General features: G+C 70.7%; 11 protein-coding genes. All 11 read right to left on the bottom strand.

Annotated elements, in window-relative coordinates:
• Positions 1 to 116 precede the first annotated feature (116 nt).
• The gene (locus VKT83_16380) at positions 117 to 632 is read right to left on the bottom strand and encodes a cytochrome c-type biogenesis protein CcmH (protein ID HLY24044.1); all 516 of its coding nucleotides are present in this window, start codon (positions 630 to 632) and stop codon (positions 117 to 119) included.
• Positions 619 to 930, bottom strand: a complete 312-nt coding sequence (locus tag VKT83_16375; GenBank protein HLY24043.1) for a YerC/YecD family TrpR-related protein — start codon at positions 928 to 930, stop codon at positions 619 to 621. Before VKT83_16375 ends, VKT83_16380 begins: the two co-directional genes overlap by 14 nt.
• A 75-nt stretch (positions 931 to 1,005) precedes the next feature.
• Positions 1,006 to 1,902, bottom strand: coding sequence for a hypothetical protein (locus VKT83_16370; GenBank protein ID HLY24042.1), 897 nt, complete (start codon positions 1,900 to 1,902; stop codon positions 1,006 to 1,008).
• Positions 1,903 to 1,914: 12 nt separating this feature from the next.
• The gene (locus VKT83_16365; protein ID HLY24041.1) at positions 1,915 to 2,619 is read right to left on the bottom strand and encodes a hypothetical protein; all 705 of its coding nucleotides are present in this window, start codon (positions 2,617 to 2,619) and stop codon (positions 1,915 to 1,917) included.
• Between the two features lie 120 nt (positions 2,620 to 2,739).
• Entirely contained in the window at positions 2,740 to 2,997 is a 258-nt protein-coding gene (locus VKT83_16360) for a DUF1272 domain-containing protein (protein ID HLY24040.1), read from the bottom strand.
• Positions 2,998 to 3,010: 13 nt separating this feature from the next.
• Positions 3,011 to 4,075 (bottom strand): 3-isopropylmalate dehydrogenase, encoded by a 1,065-nt coding sequence (leuB, locus tag VKT83_16355; GenBank protein HLY24039.1) that lies wholly within the window; start codon positions 4,073 to 4,075, stop codon positions 3,011 to 3,013.
• An 11-nt stretch (positions 4,076 to 4,086) separates the two neighbouring features.
• The gene (gene cimA / locus VKT83_16350; protein ID HLY24038.1) at positions 4,087 to 5,721 is read right to left on the bottom strand and encodes a citramalate synthase; all 1,635 of its coding nucleotides are present in this window, start codon (positions 5,719 to 5,721) and stop codon (positions 4,087 to 4,089) included.
• A gap of 4 nt (positions 5,722 to 5,725) precedes the next feature.
• Positions 5,726 to 7,261: a 2-isopropylmalate synthase gene (locus tag VKT83_16345; GenBank protein ID HLY24037.1), complete on the bottom strand. Its 1,536-nt coding sequence runs from the start codon at positions 7,259 to 7,261 to the stop codon at positions 5,726 to 5,728.
• Between the two features lie 84 nt (positions 7,262 to 7,345).
• Positions 7,346 to 8,422 (bottom strand): ketol-acid reductoisomerase, encoded by a 1,077-nt coding sequence (gene ilvC / locus VKT83_16340; protein ID HLY24036.1) that lies wholly within the window; start codon positions 8,420 to 8,422, stop codon positions 7,346 to 7,348.
• Positions 8,423 to 8,457: 35 nt separating this feature from the next.
• A complete protein-coding gene (gene ilvN / locus VKT83_16335; protein ID HLY24035.1) occupies positions 8,458 to 8,943 on the bottom strand; it encodes an acetolactate synthase small subunit in 486 nt (161 codons plus the stop codon).
• Positions 8,944 to 8,980: 37 nt separating this feature from the next.
• Positions 8,981 to 10,723 carry a biosynthetic-type acetolactate synthase large subunit gene (gene ilvB / locus VKT83_16330; protein HLY24034.1) on the bottom strand — a complete coding sequence of 581 codons (1,743 nt, stop codon included), beginning with the start codon at positions 10,721 to 10,723 and terminating at the stop codon, positions 8,981 to 8,983.
• Positions 10,724 to 11,013: the final 290 nt, after the last annotated feature.

Raw genomic sequence — 11,013 nt, 5'->3', positions numbered from 1 at the left:
AACGGCCGGAAGCGGCCCCGATGCCGCCGTTGCACCGAGTGTCAAGTGTAGTCGGATCTATCTGAACCTAGACACCGCTCGGCGGGATGCCGCGGGGGACGCGGACGGCCGGGCGGTCAGAAGCGGTCGCGGGCTTCGAGCTCGCGGGCGAGGCGGGCGCGGTCCGGGGCGCCGGAGTCTACGCTGGCGGCGCCGGTCCCGTCCGCGGACGGCGGCGTCAACGCGCCGCCGCGTGGATCGGCCGCGGGCCGGCCCGTCCACCGGCGAATGCACAGCGCCGCGATCGCGAGCCCGCCGGCGACGCCGGCCGCGGGCCCCAGGTAGAGCAGGAGCGACAGCCCACGGCGGGGAGGCTCCGCGAGCACGCTTTCGCCGAACTGCCCGACAAAGAAGCTCAGGATCGCATCCGGCGTCTCGCCGGCCTGCAGCTTCGCGCGGATGACGTCGCGCATCTCGCGCGCGACCGCGGAGTCGCTCTCCGCGACGGTTTGCCCGGCGCAGACCGGGCACATCAACTGGCTGGCGATCGCGTAGACGCGGTCGTCGAGGGTGTCCGCCCACACCGCGGCCGCCGTCAGCAGCAGCGCCACCGCGACGACCGGGAGCAGCACCCCCGGCCTACGCGCCGTCATGGGCGCTCCGGCTCCGCCGCAGCCGCGCGAGCACCAGCGCGTACCCGTCCGCGCCGTACGTCAGGAACCGGCGGACGCGGCTGATCGTTGCCGAGGAGGCGCCGGTGCGCGCGGCGATCTGCTGGTAGGTCCGTCCTTCGGCCAGCATCCGCGCCACGGCGAAGCGCTGCGCGAGGGCCTTCATCTCGCCGATCGTACAGAGATCCTCGAAAAACCGGTAGCACTCGTCGACGGTGCGCAGCTGCAGCACCGCCTGAAAGAGCGCGTCCGTATGGGGCTCCCGCAGCTTCGGATTCATTCCGGCGCGACTGCTCACGGTCCGGGCCTCCCTGTTCTCTGCCACGCTGACGCGTGAAACCGCCGCGCAGTTCGGTCACAGCCAGTGCTCCACCTCCTCGGCCTCGCGCGTGAGCCCGAGATCGCGAAAGGCCGCCGCCGCGGCGGTCACCGCGTCGAGCGCGTCGGGACGGTCGGCCGCGAGCGCCACGCGGGCGCGCGCGCGCGCCACGCGCGCGGCGAGATACCGGTTCTCGCCGGGAACGGCGCGCTCGGCCTGGCGCAGCAGTCCCTCCGCCCGGTCCGCGGCGGACGGCCGCGGGCGCGCCCCTTCGACGAGGCTCTCGGCGACGTCCGCCCGAAACGCCGCGAGCCCTTCCGCGTCGCGGGCCGGCCAGCCGGCGAGCGCCGCCGCGGTCAGACGGTTCGCCTCCCGCAGCAGCGCCGGCGCGTCGCCGCCGGGCTGCGCGGCCGCGAGCCGGCGCAGGAGCAGCGCCTTCGTGGCGCGCGCGTGCGCCACCGCGTCGTCCGCGTGAAAGCGGCGCGCGAGGGCAAGGGTCCGGTCGCAGGCCGCGATGCCGTCCTGCGCCGCGCGCGCGGCCTCGCCGTCCTCGGTCACCTCCGCGAGATCCCGGTACGCGTCCTCGAGGTACGCGCGGAGTGCCACCGCGGCCGCCTCACCCGACCGCCGGCGGACGATGTTGAGGAGCTCCTGCACCAGCACCACCGCCCGGCGCACATCCTCCGGACGGCGGCGCAGCCGGAGCGCGATCGAGAGGCCGATCAGCACGCCCTCGGCGTCGCCGCCCGCTTCAATTCCCTGCCGGCCGGCCACAGGTCGGCCGGCGTCCGCCTCCGGACGGCGCAGCAGCCGTTCCGCCTCCTCGAACGCCGCGATCGCCTCGGGCAGATGGCGGGCGCCTTCGGTAAAAAAGGCGCGCAACGCCCGCCACCCGTCCGCGGCGCGCGCACGGGCCGTGACATGTGCGTCCACGGGAAAGATCGGTCAGGCTGCGGAAGCGAGGGCGGTGCCGGCCGGGCGCCGCCGGTCGAGGATCAGCACCCCGGCGACCAGCGCCGCGGCGGCCGCGACGTCGAGAACCGTCCAGACCGCGTTGGAATAGACGCGCAGCTCGTACAGGAGCCCGAAGATGAGGAAAAGGATCTGAAACAGCACCGCCGCGCCGAGATAGAAACCGGCACGGCGTCCCAGCGCGCCGAACGCCGCGAGCGCGGTCGACGCGCTGTTGGCGGCCACGAACGCCAGCTGCTGCACCAGCGAGACGACGAAGCTCGACGCCGAACTGATCGGCAGCGCGCGCGCCATCAGCGCGAAATGGATGATCTGGTAGGCGCCGACGACCGCGAACCCGGCGCCCGCTGCGGCGCCGAAGCCGAGCAGCGTCCCGCCGCGCGACCACCGCCACACGAGCAGCGCGGCCGACAGCGTGAACACTTCGTTGACCACCGCGGTCACCACGGCGCCGGCAATCCCGGGTCCGAGGGTCATCGCGATCGCGTCGGGTCCCCAGCCGAAGACGGACGCGAGCAGAGCCTGGATGGACGCCGCGAGGAAGACCGTCAGAGGGAACGCGATCCCGCCGGCTGCGAGCGCAACCAGGAGCCACGGCCGCCGGGACCTGGAGCCGCCCATAACGGCGACCGCCGCCAGCCCGTAGCCCAGGGCGAGGGCGGCGGCCGCGGGCATCATCAACACGGGTGATCCGAGCACACGACAGAGTTATTGTAGGCCCGGCACCCGGACGAATGCAAGCGAACCTTCACATCCGTGAACACCGGCGGCGCGGATCGCGCCGCCGCGACCGCGCACTTACCGCGCGACGGCGGGCTCCCCGCAACCCTGCGGCTTGAACACGCGCACTGTCGAAGCGGGATGCGCCGCGAGGGCGGACGCGGAGCGGGTCGGACGCGCGACGAGGACGCCGCCGCAGTTCGGACACCGCCCGCCCAACCGTGTCTCGGCACAGGCCCTGCAGAAGGTGCATTCGAAGGAGCAGATCATCGCGTCGGGCGCCGAGGGCGGCAGGTTCGCATCGCAGCACTCGCAGTTGGGACGAAGCTCGAGCATGCCTCCGCGCCCCTCAGGACAGCCGGGCGAGAACCGCGTCGGTCATCGCCGTGGTCCCGAGCTCAGGGCCGTCGCCGCCCATGTCGGCCGTCCGGCATCCGTCCGCGAGCGCCTTGACCACGGCCGCCTCGATCGCCCCCGCCGCGGCCTCGTGCTCGGCGCCGTACCGCAGCAACAGGGCGCCGGTCAGGATCGCCGCCAGCGGATTGGCGATCCCGCGGCCCGCGATGTCGGGCGCGGTGCCGTGCACCGGCTCGAACAGTCCGGGTGGGGCGTCGCCGAGGCTTGCCGAGGGCATGAGCCCCAGCGTGCCCATCACGCCCGCGGCCTCGTCGCTGAGGATGTCGCCGAACATGTTGTCGGTGACGATGACGTCGAACTGCCGCGGAGCGCGGACAAGCTGCATCGCGCAGTTGTCGACCAGCATGTGCTCCATGGTCACGTCGGGGAACTCGCGGCCGACCTCCGTCGCGACCTCGCGCCAGAGCCGCGACGTCTCGAGCACGTTGGCCTTGTCGACGGACGTCACTTTGCGCCGCGCACGTGTGCGGGCGATCCGGCACGCGGCGCGAACGACGCGGCGAACCTCGCCCGCGGAGTACGGCAGCGTGTCCTGTGCCGTCACCGCCTCCCCCTCGCCGGTGCGCGACTGCGGCCCGAAGTAGAGGCCGCCGGTCAATTCGCGGACGATCAGCATATCCACGCCCTCCGCCACGTCACGCCGCAGCGGCGACGCTCCCACAAGCGGGCCGCGCACCACGGCCGGACGGAGGTTCGCGTACAGGCCGAACCGCCGCCGCAGCGTGAACAGCGCCTGCTCCGGGCGCAGGTGCCGTGGACCCTTGTCCCATTTCGGCCCGCCGCAGGCGCCGAGGAGAATCGCGTTCGAGCGCGCGCACAGATTGACGGTCTCGTCGGGAATCGGGTTGCCGGTGGCGTCGATCGCGGCGCCCCCGGCGATCCCCTCCTCGTACGAGAGCGAGATCTCGAAGCGCCGGCCGGCCTCGCGCAGAACGCGGACCGCCTCGGCGATCACCTCGCGGCCGATCCCGTCGCCGGGCACGACCGCGATCTGCATGGCGCGCGGGCTCACGACAGCGCGCCCGCCCCGCGGATCTCCGCCGCGGACGCCGGCACTCCGCTCGAGACCGAGGCGCGGAGCAGCACGTACTCGAGACTGTCGACCAGTGCCTGCCACGACGCCTCGACGACGTTTTCGGAGACGCCGACGGTCCCCCACGTATGGGTGCCGTCCGTCGACTGGATGAGCACGCGCACGCGGGCGGCGGTCGCGGCGTCGGCGTTGAGGACGCGCACCTTGTAGTCGGTCAACCGCACCCGCTGGATCTCGGGGTAGAACCGGCCGAGCGCCTTGCGGAGCGCGCGGTCGAGCGCGTGCACCGGGCCGTCGCCCTCGGCGGCGGTGTGCTCTTCCTGTCCGTCCACCGCGACTTTGATCGTCGCTTCCGCGGCGCACACCGCGACGCCGGGATCCCGCTTCTCGACCGTCACGCGCAGGCCGAGCAGCGTAAACGACGGCCGGTGCTGACCCATGATCCGGCGCATCAGCAGCTCGAACGACGCCTCCGCGGCCTCGAACTGGTACCCCTCGTGCTCGAGCCGTTTCAGCTCAGCCAGGATCTGGCGGACCTCCGGCCGGTCGCGCGAGAGGTCGATGCCCATCTCGCGTGCCTTGTACAGCACGTTGGCGCGCCCCGACAGGTCGCTCACGACGACGCGCCGGGCGTTACCGACGGTCTCGGGGGCGATGTGCTCGTAGGTGGGCGGGTGGGCCATCACGGCGCTGACGTGCACACCGCCCTTGTGCGCGAACGCGTTGAGCCCGACGAACGGCTGATACTCGTTCGGGGCGATATTGGCCAGCTCGGCGACGTAGCGCGACAGCTCGCCGAGCCGCGCGATCTGCGCGGCGGGAACGCAGCGGTACCCCATCTTGAGCTGGAGGTTCGGGATGATCGAGACCAGGTTGGCATTGCCGCAGCGCTCGCCGATCCCGTTGATCGTTCCCTGGACGTGGACGCACCCGGCGTCCACCGCCACGAGCGTGTTGGCGACGCCGAGCTCGCCGTCGTTATGGGTGTGGATGCCGAGCGGTCCCTCGATCGCCCGCCGGGCCGCCTCGACGCCGGCCCGGATCTCGTGCGGGAGGCACCCGCCGTTCGTGTCGCAGAGCACGACCACGGACGCCCCCGCCCGCTCCGCCGCGCGCAGCGTGGCGAGCGCGTACTCCGGGTTGGCCTTCCAGCCGTCGAAGAAATGCTCGGCGTCGTAGACGACCTCGAGACCGCGCGACCGCAGATACCGGACGGAGTCCTCGATCATGGCGAGGTTCTCCTCCGGCGTCGTGTGCAGCGCTTCGCGCACGTGCAGGTCCCACGACTTGCCGAACAGCGCCGCGGCCGGCGTGCCCGCGGCGACGATCAAGTTGAGGTTCTCGTCGCGGTCGGCCGGAATGCCGGGCCGGCGGGTGCTGCCGAAGGCGGTGAGCCGCGCGTGGCGCCAGCCGCGGCCGCGGGCCCGCTCGAAGAACTCCATGTCCTTCGGGTTGCTGCCCGGCCAGCCGCCTTCGATATAGTCGACCCCAAAGGCGTCGAGATGCTCGGCGATGCGCAGCTTGTCGTCGGCGGACAGGGTGATGCCCGCGCCCTGGGTGCCGTCCCGGAGGGTCGTGTCGTAGAGCGCGATGCGCCTGGCGTTCGGCATGCGCCTATCCGTAGGTGTTGCTCATCCAGTGCTCGCGCTCGTAGATGAGCTTGTTGACCGCGGCGAGATAGGCTTTCGCGCTGGCCTCGAGCACATCGGTGCTGGTCCCGCGGCCGACGAACAGCCCGTCGCCGTCGCGCACCTTCACCGTCGCCTCGCCGATCGCGTCGGTACCGCCGCTCACCGACTTGATCGCGTAGTCGGCCAGGGTCGGCGAGAGCCCCACGATCTTGTTCACGGCGTTGTAGATTGCGTCGACCGGCCCGTCGCCGCTCGACTCCTCGGTGAACAGCTCCCGCCCGCGCGCCAGCGTGACCGACGCCATCGGCGGCAGCGTGCTGCTGGTGGAGACGTGGAACGCCCGCAGCGTATACGTCTTCGGCGCGCTCTGCGCCTCGCTCTCGACGAGGGAGAGAATGTCCTCGACCGAGACCTGCTTCTTCTTGTCGCACAGGACCTTGAACTCGACGAACGCGCGCTCGACCTCGGCGTCGCTCAGTGTGAGGCCGTTCTCCTCCAGGAGGTTCTTGAAGGCGTGCCGGCCGGAGTGCTTGCCGAGCACCAGCTTGTTGCTCGGGATGCCGATCGTCTGCGGGGTCATGATCTCGTAGGTCTCGCGGTTCATCAGCACGCCGTGCTGGTGGATCCCCGCCTCGTGCGCGAAGGCGTTGTCGCCCACGATCGCCTTGTTGGGCTGGACCGGCACGCCTGCGATCGCGCTGATCAGCCGGCTGGTGCGGTAGATCTTCGTCGTGTCGACGCCGGTCTCGTAGCCGTAGTGGCCGCGGCGCGTGTGCAGCGCCATGACGATCTCTTCCAGCGCGGCGTTGCCGGCGCGCTCGCCGATCCCGTTGATCGTACCCTCGATCTGGCGCACGCCGACCCGCAGCGCGGCGAGCGAGTTGGCCACGGCGAGTCCGAGGTCGTCGTGGCAGTGCACGCTCCACACCACGCGGTCGCCGCCCGTGGTCTGCTCGATGCAGAACTTGAGGAGCGCCGCGTACTCTTCCGGCGTCGCGTAGCCCGTCGTGTCCGGCACGTTGATCGTGGTCGCGCCCGCGGCGATCGCACCGTCGAAGACGCGCACGAGAAATGCGGGATCGGACCGGCTCGCGTCCTCCGCCGAGAACTCCACGTCTTCCACGGAGCGGCGGGCCAGCCGCACGGCCTCGACCGCGGCCTCGTAGACCTGGTCCGGCGTCATCCGGAGCTTGTGCTCCATGTGGATCGGCGAGGTGGCGATGAAGGTGTGGATCCGCGGACGCTCCGCCTCCCGCACGCCTTCGATGGCCGCCTCGACGTCGCCGCGGTTCGCGCGCGCGAGCCCCGCGATCACGGGCCCGCGCACTTCCCGCGCGATCAGCTGCACGCCTTCGAGATCGCCGGGCGAGCTCGCCGGAAACCCGGCCTCGATGATGTCGACCCGCAGCGCGGCGAGCGCGCGGGCGACTTCGAGTTTCTCCTGCGTGTTCATGGTGAAGCCCGGCGACTGTTCGCCGTCCCGAAGCGTCGTGTCGAAGATCCGGATCATCTCGGCCATCGTCTCTCCGCCCCCCTGGCCCCGCGAATGCGGGGCCGTGATCCGCGTGCGGCACTAGCCGGCGGTATGCGCCGGCGTCGCCGCCTAGCGCTTCGCCCGCGCCTCGGTTTTGCGAGGCCCGGCCTTCGCCGCGGCCGCGCCGTCCTGTCCCGGCACGGCCGCAGAGTCCCGCTTCAGCCACGGCATCATCGCCCGCAGCTGCCGCCCGATCTCCTCGATCGGGTGCTCGGCCTCCTGACGGTACCGCGCGTTGAACACCGGGCGCCCTGCCTCGTTCTCCAAGATCCATTCCTTGGCGAAGACGCCGCTCTGGATCTCCGAGAGAATCCGGCGCATCTCGGCCCGCGTCTCGTCGGTGATGATCCGGCGGCCGCGCGTGAAATCGCCGAACTTCGCGGTGTTGCTGACCGAGTAGCGCATCATCCCGAGACCGCCCTCGTAGATGAGGTCGACGATCAGCTTCATCTCGTGCAGGCACTCGAAGTAGGCGATCTCCGGCGCGTAGCCGGCCGCGACCAGCGTCTCGTACCCCGCTTTGATGAGCTCGGAGATGCCGCCGCACAGCACGGTCTGCTCGCCGAAGAGATCGCTCTCCGTCTCCTCGCGGAACGTGGTCTCGATGACCCCGGCCCGGAGGCTGCCGATGCCGTGCGCGTAGGCGAGTGCGATGGCGCGCGCCTTGCCGGTGTGATCCTGGTGCACCGCGAGCAGCGAGGGGACGCCCCTGCCTTCGACGTACATCCGCCGCAGCAGGTGGCCCGGGCTCTTCGGCGCGATCATGAACACGTCGGCGTCGGCTGGCGGCACGATCTGGTGGAAGTGAATGCTGAAGCCGTGCGAGACCCCGAGGGCCTTGCCGGCGGTGAGGTGCGGCGCGATCTCCTCGCGGTAGATCCGGGCCTGGATCTCGTCGGGAATGAGGATCTGGACGATGTCGGCCTGGGCCGCCGCCTGCGCGACGGTCGCGACCTCGAGTCCGTCCGCCCGCGCCTGGTCCCACGACCGGCTGCCCTTGTAGAGGCCGACCACCACCGCCACGCCGCTGTCGTTCAGGTTCTGAGCCTGCGCGTGACCCTGGCTGCCGTACCCGATCACGGCGATCCGCTTGCCGCGGAGCACGTTCAGGTTGGCGTCCTGTTCGTAATAGACCTTGGCCGGCATTTGTGCGCCGCCTCCTTGGGGGTTCCGCCCGGACGTTACGTCGGTTGGGTGCCGCGCACGAGCGTCACCTGGCCCGTGCGGACCATCTCGCGCACGCCGTACTTCGAGAGCAGCGACAGGATTGCGTCGATCTTATCGGACCGCCCGGTCACCTCGAGCGTCATCGTCTTCTCGGTCAGATCGACGACGCTCGCGCGGAAGACGTTGCTGATCTCCATGATCTCCATGCGCGTCTGCGGCGTCGCGTTGAGCTTGATGAGCGCCAGTTCCCGGTCGACCGTGTTGAAACCGGTGACGTCGTTGACCTTGATCGTCTCGATCAGCTTGTTGAGCTGCTTGATGATCTGCTCGAGGATCTCCGGCTCGCCCTCGACGACGATGATCATCCGCGAGACCGTGGGCTGCTCCGTCACGCCGACGGCCAGGCTGTGGATGTTGTAGCCGCGCCGGCGGAACAGCCCGGCGACCTTCATGAGCACGCCGGGCGCGTTGTCCACCAGCACGGAGATGGTGTGCTTCATCGGCCGCTGCGTCCGCGGCGAGGCGCCGTTGAGGGCCTCAGTCGCGGATGCGATCATCTTCAACGATCATCTCCTTGATGGACTGCCCCGAGGGGATCATCGGGTAGCAGTTTTCCTCAGGATCGCAGATGATGTCGACCACGCACGGCCGGTCCGTGACTTCGAGCGACCGCCGCACCGCGGGCGCCACCTCCTCCGGCCGGCGCACGCTGATGCCCACGGCGCCGAAGGCGTCCGCCACCTTCGCGAAGTCGGGGTTCTTCAAGAAGACGTGCGAGTAGCGCTCGCGGTAGAAGAGCTGCTGCCACTGCCGGACCATGCCGAGCGAGCCGTTGTTGATGATGTAGACCTTGATCGGGAGCCCCCACTCGACCGCCGTCGCAAGGTCCTGCATTGTCATCTGGTAGCCGCCGTCGCCGACAATCGCGCACACGAGCGCGTCCGGCCGGCCGACCTGGGCGCCGAGCGCCGCGGGGAATCCGAAGCCCATCGTCCCGAGGCCGCCGGAGCTGACCCACGTCCGCGGCGCCGTCGTCAGGTAGAACTGCGCCGCCCACATCTGGTGCTGGCCGACGTCGGTCGTCACGATCGCCCGGCCCTCGGTGATCTTGTAGATCTCCTCGATCGCGAACTGCGGCTTGATCGTGTCGCCGTTCTGCCGGTACCGCAGCGGGTAGCGCGCCTTCCACTCCGCCAACTGCGCATCCCAAGGTCCGCACACCGGCGGGGTGAGCTGCGCGGCCAGCACGCGCAGCGACTCGCGCGCGTCGCCGACGATCGGCACATGGGCCGGCTTGATCTTGCCGATCTCCGCCGGATCGATGTCGATGTGGATGAACTTCGCGTGCGGGGCGAAGTCCTTCACGCGGCCGGTCACGCGGTCGTCGAAGCGCACGCCCACGGCGAGCACGACGTCCGCGGTGTTGATCGCGTGGTTCGCGTACGCGGTGCCGTGCATGCCGAGCATCCCGAGCGACAGCGGATCGGTCTCCGGGAAGGCGCCCTTGCCCATCAGGGTCGTCGTGACCGGGATGCGCGCCTTGCGGGCGAGCGCCGTCAGCTCGGCCGCGCCGTTCGCGGTGATGACGCCCCCGCCGGCGTAGATCAGCGGGCGCGACGACGCGCCGAGGAGGGCCGCAGCGGCGGCGATCTGATTCGGGCTCGGGATGGCCGGGGGAATCTTGCCGCTGCGCAGCGTCACCTGCTCCGGAAACTCGAAGTCGTACTCGGCCGCCGCGATGTCCCGCGGGATGTCGACGAGGACGGGACCCGGCCGGCCGCTGCCGGCGATGAGAAACGACTGCAGCACGAGCCGCGGCAGCTCTTCGGACTTCTGGACGATGCAGTTGTGCTTGGTGACCGGCATCGTGATCCCGGTCACGTCGGCCTCCTGGAACGCGTCGCGGCCGATCGCGAGCGTGCTGACCTGGCCGGTGATTGCGACGATCCCGGCCGAGTCCATCATGGCATCGGTGATGCCGGTGATCAGGTTCGTGGCGCCCGGCCCGGACGTCGCCATGCAGACGCCGACCTTGCCGGTGACGCGGTGGTACCCCGTGGCCGCGTGCGCGGCGACCTGCTCGTGCCGCACGAGGACGTGCCGGATACCGCGCGCGTCGTACAACGCGTCGTAGAGCGGGAGCGCCGCGCCGCCCGGGTGGCCGAAGATGACCTCGACGCCGACCCGGTGCAGGCATTCGATCAACGCCTGCGACCCCAGCATGCGCTTCACCGTGGCAGCCGGACCCGGCTTCACCGTAGACGTCGCCTGACGCGCCATCACACCGCTCCTCCCCTGTGTCTCACTGCCCGCCGAAAATACGAAACCGCGGAAAGCCATCTAAGGACGGGGCTTCCCGCGGTACCACCTTAGTTCCGTCCGCGCCGTAGGCGGCTCGAACGGCTCTCATCCCGATCGCGGCGGGGTCCGGCGGATGCTACTCGGCGGCGCGTCCCGTCTGCGCGGGATGAGCGGCCTTTGGTTCCGCAGCTCGGAGGTGAGCGGTCACGGTTCCGGATGCTGGCTCACACCTGGCCCCAGCTCTCTCGGATCCAGGCAACCGCGGCCCG

The sequence above is a fragment of the bacterium genome (genome assembly GCA_035308905.1).
Classification (GTDB): domain Bacteria; phylum Sysuimicrobiota; class Sysuimicrobiia; order Sysuimicrobiales; family Segetimicrobiaceae; genus DASSJF01.
The sequence above is the reverse complement of the archived record's forward strand: the minus strand, read 5'-3'. Positions and strand labels throughout refer to the sequence as shown.